General features: G+C 71.2%; 13 protein-coding genes and 3 pseudogenes. 9 read left to right on the top strand and 7 right to left on the bottom strand.

Going from position 1 to position 16,209, the window contains the following annotated elements; all coding sequences use genetic code 11:
* Window positions 1-6 precede the first annotated feature (6 nt).
* Window positions 7-831 (bottom strand): helix-turn-helix transcriptional regulator, encoded by an 825-nt coding sequence (locus ABZ154_RS22640; protein WP_356835304.1) that lies wholly within the window; start codon window positions 829-831, stop codon window positions 7-9.
* 126 nt (window positions 832-957) lie between these two features.
* Between ABZ154_RS22640 and ABZ154_RS22635 the strand changes: the two genes are divergently transcribed.
* The gene (locus ABZ154_RS22635) at window positions 958-1,263 is read left to right on the top strand and encodes a 4a-hydroxytetrahydrobiopterin dehydratase (RefSeq protein WP_356835302.1); all 306 of its coding nucleotides are present in this window, start codon (window positions 958-960) and stop codon (window positions 1,261-1,263) included.
* Between the two features lie 15 nt (window positions 1,264-1,278).
* On the opposite strand, the gene ABZ154_RS22630 is transcribed toward ABZ154_RS22635, so the two are convergent.
* Window positions 1,279-2,241, bottom strand: coding sequence for a LysR family transcriptional regulator (locus ABZ154_RS22630; protein WP_356835300.1), 963 nt, complete (start codon window positions 2,239-2,241; stop codon window positions 1,279-1,281).
* Between the two features lie 198 nt (window positions 2,242-2,439).
* Here ABZ154_RS22630 and ABZ154_RS22625 point away from each other — a divergent pair, with 198 nt between their 5' ends.
* Entirely contained in the window at window positions 2,440-3,369 is a 930-nt protein-coding gene (locus ABZ154_RS22625; protein WP_356835298.1) for a class I SAM-dependent methyltransferase, read from the top strand.
* 17 nt (window positions 3,370-3,386) lie between these two features.
* Here ABZ154_RS22625 and ABZ154_RS22620 read toward each other — a convergent pair whose 3' ends face one another.
* The 4 genes and pseudogenes from ABZ154_RS22620 to ABZ154_RS22605 all read right to left on the bottom strand — a co-directional run.
* Window positions 3,387-3,857 (bottom strand): RICIN domain-containing protein, encoded by a 471-nt coding sequence (locus ABZ154_RS22620; protein WP_356835296.1) that lies wholly within the window; start codon window positions 3,855-3,857, stop codon window positions 3,387-3,389.
* A gap of 138 nt (window positions 3,858-3,995) precedes the next feature.
* Entirely contained in the window at window positions 3,996-4,832 is an 837-nt protein-coding gene (locus tag ABZ154_RS22615; RefSeq protein WP_356835294.1) for an aldo/keto reductase, read from the bottom strand.
* 121 nt (window positions 4,833-4,953) lie between these two features.
* The gene (locus ABZ154_RS22610) at window positions 4,954-6,753 is read right to left on the bottom strand and encodes a long-chain fatty acid--CoA ligase (RefSeq protein ID WP_356835292.1); all 1,800 of its coding nucleotides are present in this window, start codon (window positions 6,751-6,753) and stop codon (window positions 4,954-4,956) included.
* Window positions 6,754-7,060: 307 nt separating this feature from the next.
* A pseudogene (locus tag ABZ154_RS22605) lies at window positions 7,061-7,634 on the bottom strand (LysR substrate-binding domain-containing protein); the annotation flags it as partial.
* Between ABZ154_RS22605 and ABZ154_RS22600 the strand changes: the two are divergent.
* Window positions 7,634-8,454: pseudogene (locus ABZ154_RS22600) on the top strand (bile acid:sodium symporter family protein); the annotation flags it as partial. The pseudogenes ABZ154_RS22605 and ABZ154_RS22600 overlap by 1 nt on opposite strands.
* Window positions 8,455-8,468: 14 nt before the next feature.
* On the opposite strand, the gene fdhD reads toward ABZ154_RS22600, so the two are convergent.
* Window positions 8,469-9,317 (bottom strand): formate dehydrogenase accessory sulfurtransferase FdhD, encoded by an 849-nt coding sequence (gene fdhD / locus ABZ154_RS22595; protein ID WP_356835290.1) that lies wholly within the window; start codon window positions 9,315-9,317, stop codon window positions 8,469-8,471.
* 264 nt (window positions 9,318-9,581) lie between these two features.
* On the opposite strand from fdhD, the gene ABZ154_RS22590 reads away from it, so the two are divergent.
* The 6 genes and pseudogenes from ABZ154_RS22590 to ABZ154_RS22565 all read left to right on the top strand — a co-directional run.
* Window positions 9,582-10,541 carry a beta-ketoacyl-ACP synthase III gene (locus ABZ154_RS22590; RefSeq protein WP_356835288.1) on the top strand — a complete coding sequence of 320 codons (960 nt, stop codon included), beginning with the start codon at window positions 9,582-9,584 and terminating at the stop codon, window positions 10,539-10,541.
* Between the two features lie 159 nt (window positions 10,542-10,700).
* Complete coding sequence (locus ABZ154_RS22585; RefSeq protein ID WP_356835286.1) at window positions 10,701-11,882, top strand: ROK family transcriptional regulator; 1,182 nt, start codon at window positions 10,701-10,703, stop codon at window positions 11,880-11,882.
* A gap of 235 nt (window positions 11,883-12,117) precedes the next feature.
* A complete protein-coding gene (locus ABZ154_RS22580) occupies window positions 12,118-13,641 on the top strand; it encodes a sugar ABC transporter ATP-binding protein (protein WP_356835284.1) in 1,524 nt (507 codons plus the stop codon).
* The gene (locus ABZ154_RS22575) at window positions 13,638-14,693 is read left to right on the top strand and encodes an ABC transporter permease (RefSeq protein WP_356835282.1); all 1,056 of its coding nucleotides are present in this window, start codon (window positions 13,638-13,640) and stop codon (window positions 14,691-14,693) included. The genes ABZ154_RS22580 and ABZ154_RS22575 overlap by 4 nt, the downstream gene beginning before the upstream one ends.
* Before the next feature lie 83 nt (window positions 14,694-14,776).
* The gene (locus tag ABZ154_RS22570; RefSeq protein ID WP_356835280.1) at window positions 14,777-15,814 is read left to right on the top strand and encodes a substrate-binding domain-containing protein; all 1,038 of its coding nucleotides are present in this window, start codon (window positions 14,777-14,779) and stop codon (window positions 15,812-15,814) included.
* Between the two features lie 71 nt (window positions 15,815-15,885).
* Window positions 15,886-16,137, top strand: a pseudogene (locus ABZ154_RS22565) (gfo/Idh/MocA family oxidoreductase); the annotation flags it as partial.
* Window positions 16,138-16,209: the final 72 nt, after the last annotated feature.

Genomic DNA, 16,209 nt, shown 5'->3' with positions numbered 1-16,209 from the left:
GGACGGTTACGGAAGGCGCTCGCGCAGATAGGCCGCGGTCTCCCGGTCTGCGGGCAGGAACGTCTCGATGGCCAGCTCCGCCACGGTCACGTCCATCGGCGTGTTGAACGTCGCGATCGAGGCGATGAACGAGAGCACCCGGCCCCCGTGCTCGATCACCAGGGGCAGCGCGAACGACGGCGTCCGCTCCCGGGCCCGGCCACCCGCGCCCCTGCCGTCGGCACGCCGGTCCGCCAGGTCCGCCACGGGGTAGGCGGTCACCTCCTGGTACAGCGTGTTCAGTTCCGGCGACCGTACGAGCGCGATCTGACGTTCCATCTGTGCCAGCAGATCCGCCCGCCACTCCCGCAGGTTCAGGATGCGCGGTGCGAGCCCCGCCGGGTGGAGGGTGATCCGCATGGCGTTGAGCGGCGGGGTGAGGAGTTCCTCGGAGACCCCCTCCATGAGCAGGGCGATGCCCCGGTTGGCCGCCACCACGTCGTACGTGCCGTCGACGACGAGCGCGGGAAACGGCTCGTACCCGGCGAGCAGCCGGTCCAGGCCTTCGCGGACCGAGGCCATCGCGGGGTCGTCGAGCGGGGTCTGCGCGTAGCGGGGCGCGTAACCGGCGACCACCAGCAGGGCGTTGCGTTCCCGGACGGGGATGTCCAGCTGCTCGGCCAGGCGCAGGACCATGTCCTCGCTGGGGCGCGAGCGGCCCGTCTCGATGAAGGAGATGTGGCGGGCCGAGGAGTCCGCCCGCAGCGCCAGATCCAGCTGGCTGATCCGCCGCCGCTCCCGCCAGCCGCGCAGCAGCGGACCCACCCCCGTGTCGGGGGAGACAGTCGTCATGGGAAGACCGTAACGTCACCGGCGGGCCGGTCCGCCGACGGCCCCGGGGCCGCATCGACTCCGCCGGCGCCCCGAGGCCGAACCGACCGGTCGCACGCCGATATCCGAGACCCACGGGAGCCGTCCATGTCCGCCGAACCGCTGTCGAAGACCGAGACCGAACACCGGCTGCGGTCGCTGCCCGGCTGGGCGCTGGAAGGGGACCGGATCACCCGGACCTACCGGCTGTCCTCGCACTTCGCCGCCGCCGCGCTGACCGTCCACATCGCGCACATCCAGGAGGAGCTGAACCACCACTCCGATCTGACGCTCGGGTACAACACCGTGGCCCTGTCCGTCCATACGCACGACGCGGGTGGCAAGGTCACGGAGAAGGACCTGGAGCTGGCCACCCGGGTCGAGTCGGCCGCACCGGCCCACGGCGCGCAGTAGCGGGTACGACGGAGGTCAGCTCACCAGCCCGAACCGCGGATTCCCGGCGAGCCACCGTGCGTAGACGGGGCTGCGTGACACGGCCTCCGCGTACGCAGCTCGGGTCTGACCGGCCACCGCCACCGCCGCGGCGTCCGCCGCGGGGGAGTGCGGGTGCCAGCCCAGCAGGTGCCGCCAACTGAGCGGCGCACCGGCGAGCGGCCGGGTCACCAGGCCGGGGACCGGCGGGAACGTCGCCCGGCACAGCCCGATCGCCCGCCCGACCTGCACCAGATGGACGACGGACGAGGTGTCCGTCTCGTACACCGACACCGGGGTGAAACCGGCGCGAGCGCAGGCCGTGGCGAAACAGTCGGCGAAACAGCCGTCCCCCGGAACGTCGGCCCAGCACTGGTCCGCCAGCGAGGCGAGGTCCAGCTCCTCCTCACCGGCCAGCGGATGGTCCTCCGGCAGCATCACGAAGACCGGGTCCACCCCCACCACCTCCCAGACCAGCCGCTCGGCCAGGGGCGGCGGGCTCTCGCCGCACGTGCCGATCAGCGCGAAGTCCAGGCGCCCGTCGATCGTCAGGGCGGCGATCTCGTCCACCGACCACGCGGTGTACGTGGTGACCGGCGCCGCCGGGTGCGCCGTGGCGATCCGGTCGACCAGACCGCCGAGCAGCGGGCCGTGCGTACCACCGAGCCGGAACCGCTCCAGCGGACCGGTGGCGTTGGCGAACCGCACCGCCTCTGCCTGGAGTTCGCTCACCGCGGGCAGCACGACCCGGGCCCGCTCCAGCACCAGCTCCCCGAGCGGAGTGGCGCGGGCACCGGTGTGATCACGCTCGAAGAGCGTGCCGCCCAGGGCCTTCTCGATCCGCCGCAGCTGGGCGCTGAGAGCGGGCTGGGCGAGGCCCAGCGTGGCGGCTGCCTTGGTGAGGCTGCCGGTTTCGGCGATGGCACGGACGGTTCTCAGATGGCGCAACTCCAGCTCCATAAAGGCAAGTTATGGCCCCCGGCCCGTCCGGGCAATATGCCGGTCACTCTTCTGTCCGGGCAATGTCTGCGGGCTCCATCTCCCGCCCGGAAGGGGTGGAGGGTTCTGTTCCGGTCCAGTGGAGCGGGCGTGCCACGAAAACTTGCCGGATCGGCAACGGAACTTGCCCGCACGCTGCCCCCTGGGGAGGGTGGTGCCATGAGCAGCCACGCCGGACACGGCCACCACGACGCGCACGCCCACTCCCCCACCCACAGTCACGGATCACGCGCCGCGGGTGCGGGCACGGAGTTCGACTGGAACGTCATGGGCCCGATGCTGGAGCAGGAGGCCGAGCTCAACAGCGGCCCGTACGAGGAGGCGGCCCGCTGGATCGCCGCCCTGCCGACCGCCCCGAAGGTAAGCCGGGTACTGGACATCGGCAGCGGCCCCGGAGTCGTCACGTGTCTGCTGGCCGAGGTCTTCCCCGAGGCGGAAGTCGTCGCCGTGGACCCCACGCCCGCCCTGCTGGAGCGGACGAAGGGCCGCGCCCGGCGCCTCGGCCTGAGCGACCGCGTACGCACTCTGGAAGCCGAGCTCCCTCAGGACGCCGCCCGGTTGGGCGAGGCCGACCTCATCTGGGCCGGTAACTCCCTCCACCACATGGGCGACCAGCGCGCCGCCCTCGCCGGCTTCGCCGGGCTCCTGCGCCCCGGTGGGACCGTGGCGCTCCTGGAGGGCGGGCTCCCCACCCGGCGGCTGCCCCGGGACCTCGGCATCGGGCGGCCCGGGCTGGAAGCCCGGATGGACGCGGCCTCCGCCGCCCGGTTCGACCGGATGCGGACCGAGCTCCCGGACGCCAGGCGGGAGGCGGAGGACTGGAGCGCCCTGATCGCGGCGGTCGGGCTGACCCCGCAGGGCACGCGCAGCTTCCTGCTGGACCTGCCGGCCCCGCTCTCCGCGCCCGCCCGCGACCATGTGATCACCAAGCTGACCCGTGAGTACGAGGTCTTCGGCGAACTGCTCGACGCCGAGGACCGCGCCGTACTGGAACGGCTGCTGGACCCCGATGACCCGGCAGGGATCCACCACCGGTCCGACGTCTACCTGCTCACCGCCCGCACGGTGCACCTCGGCCGCCGCGACTGACAGCCCTCGGGTCGCCGTCAGGACGACACCGGCTCCAGCTGCCACCACTGGAAGGGGGAGTCGGTGTCCTCCCACTGCTGAACCGTCCCGCCCTCCTCGGCGGAACGGTCGGCGACCTCCATGACGAGCCCGCTGATGAAGCTCACCAGCGTCACCGTCCCCGGCGCCTCCAGGTGCTGCTCGATCAGCCACTCCTGGGCGCCGAAGTTGTTGGCCTTCCACTGCTGGATGCGGACACCGTTCTCCGTGTGCGCGTTCGCCACGTCCAGCCGCTTCCCGCTGTGCGCGTTGACCAGGTGGTAGAGGGCCGCGCCCTCGTGCACCGGGGACAGCCGCCACTGCTGGGCCGCCGTCCCGTCGTCCTTGCCCTGCTGCACCCGGGCACCGCTGCCCTTGGCCGCGCCGTACACCTCCAGCACCAGGCCGCTGCCGACATTGCGCAGGCGGTACGTGCCCGCCTCGACGACGGGCGCCGGATCGCTGCTCATCTTGCTTCTCCCCCGGGGAGTCGGAGTGGGACGGTCCGCTGAGCGGAGTGGGCCGGACTGCCGGCCGGACGGCCGGGACCGGATCGACGACGGCGCCCCCACCGCGGTCGGGGTGGGGGCGCCGGGCGAACCTGACGCTCAGGCGCCGAGGTTGAACTCCGCCGGGTTGGGGCCGAGCCGCTTGCCCTCGTCCAGCGCAGCGAAGGCGGCGAGGTCGTCGGCGTCCAGCTCGAAGCCGAAGACATCGAGATTCTCCTCGATGCGCGACGGGGTCACGGACTTCGGGATCACGATGTTTCCGGTCTGCAGGTGCCAGCGCAGGACGGCCTGGGCGGGGGTGCGGCCGTGCTTCTGGGCGATGGCCACGACCGTCGGCACCTCCAGGAGGCCCTTGCCCTGGCCCAGCGGCGACCAGGCCTCGGTGGCGATACCGTGCTCGGCGTGGAAGGCGCGGGCCTCGCCCTGCTGGAGCTGGGGGTGCAGCTCGATCTGGTTGAGGACGGGGACCACGGAGGTCTCGTCCAGCAGCCGCTTCAGGTGCTCGGGGTGGAAGTTCGACACGCCGATCGCCTTGGCGCGGCCGTCGGCGTAGATCTTCTCCAACGCGCGGTAGGTGTCGGTGTACGCGTCCTTGGCCGGGACCGGCCAGTGGATCAGATACAGGTCGACGTAGTCCAGGCCGAGCTTGTCCAGCGAGGCGTCGAAGGCGCGCAGCGTGCTGTCGTGGCCCTGCTCGCTGTTCCACAGCTTTGTGGTGACGAAGAGCTCGTCACGGGCGACACCGGAGGCGGCGATGGCCCGGCCGGTGCCCTTCTCGTTCTTGTAGATCGCGGCGGTGTCGATGGACCGGTACCCGGACTCGATGGCCTTCGCGACCGCCTTCGCCGCCTCGTCGTCCGGCACCTGCCAGACACCGAAACCGAGCTGCGGCATTTCGAGGCCGTTGTTGAGGGTGATGGAGGGGACCTGGCTCACGAGCGGTCGATCCTTTACGTTGTCGGTCGGTACTCCCGAGGACAACGAACGGGCGCGTCCAGGCATTCCCGTCCCATGATCCAAAAATCGCCGGGCCCGGTCGGTGAACGAGCCGGTCCGGTCAGTGGTAGAGCGCGTCGACCTCGACCTCGTACGCCGTCTCGATCGCCTTGCGCTTCAGCTTCAGGGAGGGCGTCAGCAGCCCGTGCTCCTCGGTGAAGGGGTGGGCCAGTATCCGGAACGTACGGATCGACTCGGCCTGCGAGACAGCCGTGTTGGCGGCCACCACCGCCCGGCGGACCTCCATCTCCAGGTCCGGGTCGCGCACCAGTTCGGCGGGTGGGAGCGGCATGCGGCCCTGCATGGAGAGCCAGTGGTCGACGGACTCCTGGTCGACGGTGACCAGGGCCGCGATGTACGGGCGGTCGTTGCCGACGACGATGCACTGGGCGACCAGCGGATGGGCCCGTACCCGCTCCTCCAGCCCGGCCGGCGACACGCTCTTGCCGCCGGAGGTCACCAGGATCTCCTTCTTGCGCCCGGTGATCGTGAGATAGCCGTCCTCGTCCAGCGCACCGAGGTCCCCGGTGGCCAGCCAGCCGTCATCGAGCGTGGCCCGGGTCGCCGCGGGATTGTTCAGGTACCCCGAGAAGACGTTGGGGCCGTGCACCCACACCTCTCCGTCGTCCGCGATGTGCACCGACGTGCCGGGAACGGGCTGCCCGACCGTGCCGTACCGGGTGCGTTCGGGCGGGTTGGCGGTGGCCGCCGCGGTGGACTCGGTCAGCCCGTACCCCTCGAAGACGCTCACCCCGGCACCCGCGAAGAACAGGCCGAGCCGGCGGTTCATGCCCGAGCCGCCCGACATCGCGTGCCGCACCCGGCCGCCCATCGCGTCGCGGACCTTCTTGTAGACGATCTTTTCGAAGAACTGGTGCTGCATCCGCAGCCCGGCGGACGGCCCGGGGCCCAGGCCGAAGGCCTTCTGCTCCAGCGCCTCGGCGTACTTCACCGCGATGTCGACCGCCTTGTCGAACGGCCCCGCCCTGCCCTCCGCCTCGGCCTTGCGCCGGGCGCCGCCCAGGACCTTCTCGAAGATGTACGGCACCGCCAGGATGAAGGTGGGCCGGAACGTCACCAGGTCCGGCATCAGGGCGTTCGCCGACAGCTCCGGCTGGTGACCGAGCTTGACCCGTCCCCGTACCGCCGCGATCTCCACCATCCGGCCGAACACGTGCGCCAGCGGGAGGAAGAGCAGGGTGGCCGCCTCGTCGCCGGGCTTGGAGTGGAACACCGGCTCCCAGCGGGCGACCATCGTGTCGCTCTCGAACATGAAGCTCGCGTGCGTGATCACACATCCCTTGGGGCGGCCCGTCGTGCCCGAGGTGTAGATCACCGTCGCCACGGACTCGGGCGTCACCGCGCGCCGGTGCCGGTGCACCACCTCGTCGTCGACCATCCCGCCCGCGCCGACCAGCTCGTCCACCGCACCGGCGTCCAGCTGCCACAGCCGCTTGAGGTGCGGCAGCCGGTCGATCACCGAGCCGACGGTCATCGCGTGGTCCTCGTGCTCGACCATCACCGCCACCACTTCGGCGTCGTGCAGCATCCAGTGGACCTGCTCGGCGGAGGAGGTCGGATAGACCGGCACCGACTGGGCCCCCACCGACCAGAGCGCGAAGTCGAAGAGCGTCCACTCGTACCGCGTACGGGACATCAGGGCCACCCGGTCCCCGAACCGGATCCCGTGCGCGATCAGCCCTTTCGCCAGAGCCAGCACCTCGTCGCGGAACGCCTGCGAGGTCACATCCCGCCACTGTCCGCCCGCGTCCTTGCGGCTGAGCGCGACCCGCTGCGGATCGTCCTCCGCGTAGGCGAAGACCGCATCGGCCAGACCGCCGACCTGAGGCGGCGCAGCCATGGGTGGGACAGTGAATTCACGCAATGACCTGCTCCTCGTGGCGCTCCGCACAGCGCCGCGACGCTACCCCAACCGGGGGCCCGGCGGGAGGGTCCGAACCCCGCGTAGACATGGCATTCGCGGAGGTCAGCCGTCGAAATCCGGCCAGATGGGCAAGGCTCGGGCGCACTTCTGACCGAGGAGTAAGCGGGTCGCGGCCAAATCTCCACCGAATCCGACCGTGGTGATCACTCCCACTATGCGGCGGTACGGGGTGCCTCACCCCCGTTTCGCGTCCTTGGTGCCAGCCGCTTCCGTGTCCTCCGCGTCAGCCGCCGGCTCCCCGGTGCAGCCGGTCCCCGCCCGCCAGGATCGCCGCTGCCAGCGCGTCCGCCGCCTCCTGTGCCGCGCCCCGGCGGTCCCCGTGCAGCAGGACGAAGTCGACGCCGCCGGGCTCCGGCAGCCCCGCCCTGGCCGGAACCGGTACGAGCCCCGGCGGGATCAGCCCCCGCGAGTGCACCATCACGCCAAGACCCGCCCGCGCCGCCGCGACCAGGACGCTCAGGCTCGTACTCGTACAGGCGACCCGCCAGGCCCGCCCGTGCTCCTCCAGCACCTCCAGGGCGCGGGCCCGGGTGACGCCCGGCGGCGGGAAGACGATGAGCGGCACCGGGCGTTCGGGATCGATCCGCAGCTGCGGGGCGCCGATCCAGTCCAGCGCGTCCTGCCACACCAGCTCGCCGTGCGTGTCGCCCGTCCTCCGCTTGGCCAGCACCAGGTCCAGCCGGCCCGCCTCCGGCTGCCGGTGCAGCGTCCCGGACAGCTCCACCGTAGGTTCCAGCTCGACCTCCGGATTCGCGGCGGAACGACTCCAGGATCTCCGGCAGCCGGGTGAGCACGAAAGCACTGGCGACTCCACCTCACCGTCCTGGCCTGCACGTTCCTCGTCTTCCCGCTGCTTGGGCTGGCGAGCAAGGGGCTGGTTCCGTACGTGCTGACGCCCGAGCTGCAGGCGGGCTTCCTCTTCCTGTGCCTGGTGCCGTCGACGATCCAGTCCTCGATCGCCTTCACCTCGATCGCCCGGGGCAACGTACCCGCCGCGATCTGCGCCGGCTCCTTCTCCAGCCTCACCGGGATCTTCCTCACGCCACTGCTGGCCGCACTCCTGCTCGGCTCCGCCGGCGGCGGGTTCTCGGCGGACTCGCTGCTGCAGATCGTGCTTCAGCTGCTCGTGCCGTTCCTGGCCGGACAGCTCCTGCGCCGCTGGGTCGGCGGTTTCCTGACCCGTCACAGGAAGGTGCTCGGTCTGGTGGACCGCGGCTCGATCCTGCTGGTCGTCTACACCGCGTTCAGCGAGGGCATGGTCGCGGGCATCTGGAGCCAGGTCACCCCGGCCCGGCTCGGCGCCCTGCTCGCGGCCGAGGCGGTCCTGCTGGCCGTGATGCTCGCGCTGACCTGGTACGGGGCACGGCGGCTGGGCTTCGGCCGGGAGGACCGGATCGCCATCCAGTTCGCCGGGTCGAAGAAGAGCCTGGCGGCGGGGCTGCCGATGGCGAGCGTGCTGTTCGGGGCGCACGCGAGCCTCGCCGTGCTGCCGCTGATGCTCTTCCACCAGACGCAGCTGATGGTCTGCGCGGTCATCGCCAAGCGGCGCTCGCGGGATCGGAGCCGGTGCGGGACCGGGAGGACTCCGCGCCACAGGCGCAGGCCACGGTGACCTGACCCCGCAAAGAACCTCACCCCTGCCGGACCCGCGCCTCCAGCGCGATCCGGTGCTCACCCGCGTACACGTTCATCGAAGGCCCCCGCAGGAACCCCACGAGGGTCAGCCCGCTCTCCGCCGCCAGGTCCACCGCAAGCGAGGACGGCGCCGAGACGGCGGCGAGCACCGGGATCCCGGCCATCACCGCCTTCTGCGCCAGCTCGAACGAGGCCCGCCCCGAGACCAGCAGCACCGCCCGCGACAGGGGCAGCCGGCCGTCCGTCAGCGCCCGGCCCACCAGCTTGTCCACCGCGTTGTGCCGCCCCACGTCCTCCCGGACGTCCCACAGCTCGCCCTCCTCGGAGAAGAGCGCCGCCGCGTGCAGCCCCCCGGTCCGGTCGAACACCTTCTGCGCGGCCCGCAGGCGGTCCGGGAGGACGGCGAGCAGCTCCGGGCTGACGCGGACCGGGGGAGTGTCGCCGACCGGGTGACGGGTTGTGGTGCGTACGGCGTCCAGGCTGGCCTTGCCGCACAGACCGCACGAGGAGGTGGTGTAGACGTTCCGCTCCAGCGTGACGTCGGGCACCACGACCCCGGGCGCGAGCTTCACGTCCACCACGTTGTACGTGTTCACGCCGTCAGCCGTTGCCCCGGCGCAGTAGACGATGGACTGCACCTCGTCGCTCTCGGCGATCACGCCCTCGCTCACCAGGAACCCGGCCGCCAGCGCGAAGTCGTCACCGGGTGTGCGCATCGTGATGGCCAGCGGCTTTCCGTTCAGCCGGATCTCCAGGGGCTCCTCCGCGACGAGCGTGTCGGCGCGGGAGGAGACGGCCCCGTCCCGGATGCGGAGGGTGCGGCGGCGCTCGGTGACCCGTCCCATGAGGCTGAACCCGATTCTGTCGGTGTGCGGAGCTTCCGGCCGTGGTTCGGGCCGGGCCTGGCCCTGTCATTGTCCTGCACACGCGGTGCCGTCACCGCTCGCTCCGCCGTCCACCCGAACGGACGGTCGGGGGGAGCACGCAGGTGAGGCTGTTGTCAATGCTCCAACGTGCGGGCCGGATTCCTGTGGGATCACGTGCCCCCGTACCGGACGGTAGCCACCAAGACTGGATGTTTCCTGCCCTACGTAACGATGGGAACCCGTATGACCGGCTCACGTGTCGTGGCGCTCGGCCACTATCAGCCCGCCAAGGTGCTCACCAACGACGATCTGGCGGCCATGGTCGACACGAGCGACGAGTGGATCACGAGCCGGGTCGGCATCAAGACCCGGCACGTGGGCGGCCCCGACGAGCCGGTCGACGAGCTGGCCGCGCACGCCGGCGCCAAGGCGCTGGCCGCCGCCGGACTCCAGCCCTCCGACATCGATCTGGTACTGGTGGCGACCTCCACCGCGATCGACCGCTCCCCGAGCATGTCGGCCCGGGTCGCGGCGCGGCTCGGCATGGAGTCACCCGCAGTGATGGACATCAACGTGGTCTGCTCGGGCTTCACCCACGCCCTTGCCGTCGCCGACCACACGATCAGGGCCGGTGCGGCGACCCGGGCGCTGGTCATCGGTGCCGACAAGATGGGCGACATCGCCGACTGGACCGACCGCACCACCTGCGTCCTGCTCGGCGACGGCGCGGGCGCCGCCGTCGTCACCGCCGACCCGTCCGCCCCCGACACCCCGGGCGGCCCGGGGATCGGGCCGGTGCTGTGGGGTTCGGTGCCGGAGATGGGCAACGCCGTACGGATCGAGGGGACGCCGCCGCGCTTCGCGCAGGAGGGCCAGTCCGTCTACCGCTGGGCCACCACCCAGCTGCCCCCGATCGCCCGCAAGGTCTGCGAGAAGGCGGGCATCACCCCGGAGGACCTGGCCGCCGTCGTCCTCCACCAGGCCAACCTGCGGATCATCGAGCCGGTGGCCCGGAAGATCGGCGCGGTCAACGCGGTCATCGCGCGGGACGTGGTCGACTCCGGCAACACCTCCGCTGCCTCCATCCCCATGGCACTCTCCAAGCTCGTGGAGCGCGGTGAGGTCGCCTCCGGCGCACCCGTGCTGCTCTTCGGTTTCGGCGGAAACCTCTCGTACGCCGGACAGGTGATCCGCTGCCCCTGAGCGCTCCCCTCCCACGTCTGCGAAGGCTTTGTCCTGGGTGTGGAGAAAGTTCGGGCTGATTCCTGCGCAACTTCTTCCCACTCCGGGAAAGCGCTGCTACGTTCCCCTCGAAAGCCCGACGGACTGGCCGGATGTGGCGGGGAGGGACGCGTGAGACGTATGACGGCACGACCCGCAAACACACATCAGGCGCGGCTGCTCCGGCTGCTGCGCGACGGGGGCCCCAACTCCCGTGCCCAGCTGGGTGACCAGGTCGACCTCTCGCGCTCCAAGCTCGCCGTCGAGGTGGACCGGCTGCTGGAGACCGGCCTGGTCGTGGCCGACGGGCTCGCCGCATCCCGTGGCGGGCGCCGCTCGCACAACATCCGGCTCGCCCCCGAACTGCGCTTCCTCGGGGTCGACATCGGCGCCACCTCCATCGATGTGGCCGTCACCAACGCGGAGTTGGAGGTCCTGGGGCACCTCAACCAGCCGATGGACGTGCGCGAGGGCCCAGTCGCGGTCTTCGAGCAGGCCCTGGCGATGGCGGCCAAGCTCCGGGCCTCCGGCCTCGCCGAGGGCTTCGACGGCGCGGGCATCGGGGTCCCCGGGCCCGTCCGCTTCCCCGAGGGCGTGCCGGTCGCGCCGCCGATCATGCCCGGCTGGGACGGGTTCCCGGTCCGCGAGGCGCTCAGTCAGGATCTGGGCTGCCCCGTCATGGTCGACAACGACGTGAACCTCATGGCGATGGGGGAGCAGCACGCGGGCGTCGCCCGCTCCGTGGGCGACTTCCTGTGCGTCAAGATCGGTACGGGCATCGGCTGCGGGATCGTCGTCGGCGGTGAGGTCTACCGGGGTACGACGGGCAGCGCCGGGGACATCGGGCACATCCAGGTGGAACCGGACGGCCGGGCCTGCGCCTGCGGCAACAAGGGCTGCCTGGAAGCCCACTTCAGCGGGGCCGCCCTGGCCCGCGACGCGGAGGACGCCGCCCGTGAGGGCCGCTCACCCGAGCTCGCGGCCCGGCTGGAGGCGGCCGGACGCCTCACCGCCGCCGACGTGGCCGCCGCCGCGGCGGCCGGGGACGCGGCCGCGCTCGACCTGATCCGCGAAGGCGGCAACCGGGTCGGGCAGGTCATCGCCGGCCTCGTCAGCTTCTTCAATCCCGGTCTGGTGGTGATCGGCGGCGGGGTCACCGGTCTCGGTCACAACCTCCTCGCCAGCGTCCGCACCCAGGTCTACCGGCAGTCCCTGCCCCTGGCCACCGGCAACCTCCCCATCGTGCTGGGCGAGCTGGGCCCCACCGCCGGAGTGATCGGCGCGGCCCGGCTCATCAGCGACCACCTCTTCTCACCGGCCTGACGACGCCGACACGCCCACCGGAACACCGACTCCAGCACCCGCCCCACCCGCACCCAGCACCGTCCGCACCACCGCTTTGGTCAGGTACGCCTCACGTACCGCTGTCCGCAGCCGCTCGCGATGCCGCCGGCTCCACGGCACCTCCAGCCCTGCGCCCGCCCGCTCACCGGCCCTCCCCGAACGCCCGGCACCTGCCAAGGCCAGGGGAGACCCCGTTCGCCGAGGGGATCTCGTCATGGCACCAGAACCACCCCTGCTCACCATGTCCGGCATCACCAAGTCCTTCCCCGGCGTACGCGCCCTGGACGGCGTCGACCTGGAGGTCCAGGCCGGTGAGGTCCACTGCCTCCTCGGCCAGAACGGCGCGGGCAAGTCCACCCTCATCAAGGTGCTCGCCGGGGCCCACCAGCCCGACGGCGGCGAGATCACCTGGCGTGGCGAAGCCGTCCGCCTCAAGTCCCCGATCGCCGCCATGCGTCTGGGAGTTGCCACGATCTACCAGGAACTCGATCTGGTGGAGGGGCTGTCGGTCGCCGAGAACGTCTTCCTCGGCCACGAACCGACCAGCGTGGGCTTCATCGTCCGTACCGGGGAAGGTCGTTCGGCCGCGAAGGCCCTCCTCGCTCGCCTCGGCCACCCGGAGATCGACCCCGCCCGGCCGGTCGGCTCCCTCTCCGCCGCCCAGCAGCAGATCGTCTCCATGGCACGGGCGCTCTCCCACGACGTACGGCTCATCGTGATGGACGAGCCCTCCGCCGCGCTCGACCCCGACGAGGTCGACAACCTCTTCCGGATCGTCGACAGCCTGACCGCCGACGGGGTCGCCGTCGTCTACATCTCGCACCGGCTGGAGGAGATCCGCCGCATCGGCGACCGGGTCACCGTACTGAAGGACGGCCGGGCGGTCGCGGTCGGGCTCCCCGCCGCCGGCACCCCGACACGCGACATCGTTGCCATGATGACCGGCCGCGATGTCGAGTACGTCTTCCCGCCGCGTCCCGAAGAGGCGGCCGCGAATACCACCGAGCCCGTCCTTCGGGTCCAAGGCCTCTCCCGCAAGGGCGAGTTCGCCCCCGTCGACCTCGAACTGCGCCCCGGCGAGATCGTCGGCCTCGCCGGACTCGTCGGCTCCGGCCGCTCGGAGATCCTGGAGACGATCTACGGCGCCCGCAAGGCGAGCACCGGGACCGTCACCGTCGGCGGCAAGCAGCTCAGGCCCGGCAGCGTCCGCGCCGCCGTCGCCGCCGGGATCGGCCTCGCCCCCGAGGAGCGCAAGGCCCAGGCCCTGCTGATGACCGAGTCCGTGACCCGTAACGTCTCCGTCTCCTCCCTCTCCCGGTTCGCCCGGGCGGGCTGGATCGACCGGGGCGGCGAGCGGCGGTCCGCGCGGAAGGCCACCCGCGAGCTGTCCCTGCGGCCGGACAACCCGGACACCCCCATCCGCACCCTCTCCGGCGGCAACCAGCAGAAGGCCGTCCTCGCCCGCTGGCTGCTGCGCGGCTGCCGGGTCCTGCTGCTCGACGAACCCACCCGCGGTGTCGACGTCGGCGCCCGCGCCGAGCTCTACGCCGTGATCCGCCGGCTGGCCGACGAAGGCCTCGCCGTCCTGCTCGTCTCCAGCGAAGTGCCCGAAGTCCTGGGCCTCGCCGACCGGGTGCTGGTGCTCCGGGAGGGACAGGTCGTCCACACGGCCCCCGCCCAGGAGCTCGACGAGCACCGCGTACTCGACCTCGTGATGGAAGGGAGCCCGACGCCATGACACAGCCCGCCCCGTCGGCGCAGCACAACGGGCCGGACAAGGGGGCCCTCACCGGCCCCGTCACCACGCCGCCTCCGAAGGCGGGCGGTGGCGGCCGGCCCGGACTCGGTCTGCGGCTCGACGTCCGGATCCTGTCCCTGCTCGGCGTCCTGGCCGCCCTCGTACTGGTCGGCGGTATCACCGAACCGGACGCGTTCCTGGACACCGGGAACCTCCAGCTGATCCTGACCCAGGCCTCCGTCATCGGGGTCGTCACCGTCGGCATGACCTTCGTCATCACCAGCGGCGGCATCGACCTCTCCGTCGGGGCGATGGTCGCCCTCGCGTCGGTCTGGGCGACGACCCTGGCCACCCAGGAGTACGGCTTCGCGGGCATCGCCTTCACCGCCGTGGTCGTGGGCCTCGCCGCCGGACTGGTGAACGGTGTGCTCATCGCGTACGGGGGGATGGTCCCGTTCATCGCGACGCTCGCCATGCTCGCCTCGGCGCGCGGTCTCGCCCTCCAGATCACCGACGGCAAGACCCAGATCGTCACCGTCGACTCGGTCCTGAACCTCGGCCTGCCGGACTCCTACATCCTCGGGATCCCGCCGCTGGTCATCATGTTCGCGGCCGTCACCGTCATCGGCTGGCTGATCCTCAACCGGACCACCTTCGGCCGCCGCACCGTCGCCGTGGGCGGAAACGCGGAGGCGGCCCGGCTCGCCGGGATCGACGTCCGGCGCCAACGCCTCTACCTCTATCTCCTCTCCGGGCTGTGCTGCGGCATCGCCGCCTTCATGCTGATCGTGCTCTCCGGCTCCGGCCAGAACACCAACGGCAACCTGTACGAACTCGACGCCATCGCTGCCGCGATCATCGGCGGCACCCTGCTCAGCGGCGGCCGCGGCACCATCGTCGGATCCGTCCTCGGCGTCCTGATCTTCACCACGATCACCAACATCTTCGCGCTCAACAACCTCCAGAGCGATGTCCAGCAGATCGCCAAGGGCGCCATCATCGTCGCCGCCGTCCTCGTCCAGCGCCGTACCCTGCGCGGCGGCGAGACCTGAGCAACTGCCCGCTTCTAAAGACGCACTTACCCGTCCTGAGTCGCACCCCGCACGTCACCCACCGGATGAAGGGTCAGACCGCCATGCCAGAAACCAGCCGCAGAGGGCTGCTGTTCGGAGCCGCAGCCGTCTCCACGGGCGCGCTCCTCACCGCCTGCACCAGCAACGAGCCGAAGAACGCGGAGCCGGCCGGCAACAGCCAGCCCGCCGCCGACGACAAGTCCGGCAAGCCCGTCACCATCGGCTTCGCCGGACCGCAGGCCGACCACGGCTGGCTCAACGCCATCAACGTGAACGCCAAGTCGCGGGCGGAGAAGTACAGCGAGGTGACGCTGGAGATCACCGAGGGCTCCAATGACACCGCCGCCCAGATCGGGCAGGTCAAGACCCTCATCAACAAGAAGGTCGACGTCCTCGTCATCCTCCCCGCCGACGGCAAGGCGCTCACCCAGGTCGGCCTGGAGGCGATGCGGGCGGGCATCCCCGTCGTCAACCTGGACCGCATCTTCGCCTCCCCGCAGGCGTACCGCTGCTGGGTCGGCGGTGACAACTACGGGATGGGCCTCAACGCCGGTCACTACATCGGTGAACAGCTCAAGGGCAAGGCGAACGCGAAGGTCGTCGAGCTCGCCGGCATCGATAACCTGGAGCTGACCAAGCAGCGCAGCCAGGGCTTCGCCGACGCGCTGAAGAACTACTCCAACATCAAGCTGGTGGCCCGCCAGGCCGCCGAGTTCACCGTCGAGTCGGGCCAGGCGAAGATGGCCCAACTCCTCCAGGCACAGAAGCAGTTCGACGCACTGTGGAACCACGACGACGACCAGGGCGTGGGTGCGCTCCGCGCCATCCAGCAGGCGGGCCGCGACGAGTTCATCATGGTCGGCGGTGCCGGCGCCAAGTCCGCGATGGACGCCATCAAGGTCGACAACTCGGTCATCAAGGCGACCGTCCTCTACCCGCCGACGATGGCCGCGTCCGCGATCGACCTGGCGCGCGCGCTCGGCCAGAGCAAGGGCGTCAGCGGCCTCTCCGAGATGGAGATCCCGACCTCCCTGACCCTGTACTCCGCGGTCGTGACCAAGGACAACATCGACCAGTACCTGCCGACGGGCTTCAACTGACCGGGTCTCCGGGGGACGCGGCGAGCGCGTCCCCCGGCCCGTTACCGCACACCGACGAGGAGGAAGTCCGCATGGCCCGTAGTCAAGAGCAGGAGACGGAACCGCAGAGCGCGACCACGACACCGCCGCCGCAGCAGGCGCGAGGGACGCTCGGGGTCGGCATGGTCGGGTACGCGTTCATGGGCGCCGCCCACTCCCAGGGGTGGCGCACCGCGGGACACGTCTTCGACCTGCCGGTGCGGCCGGCTCTCGCCGCGATCTGCGGACGCGACCGTGCGGCGGTCGACGCCGCCGCCGCCCGGCACGGCTGGGCCAGTGCGGACCTTTCACCGTGCAGAACCACGGCCAAAGTCTGACAACTCCCTTCAAGCGCACCAGCACCGACCCCAACTACC

This window comes from Streptomyces sp. NPDC006261 (genome assembly GCF_040613515.1).
GTDB lineage: Bacteria > Actinomycetota > Actinomycetes > Streptomycetales > Streptomycetaceae > Streptomyces.
This window is presented reverse-complemented; position numbering and strand designations above follow the sequence as displayed.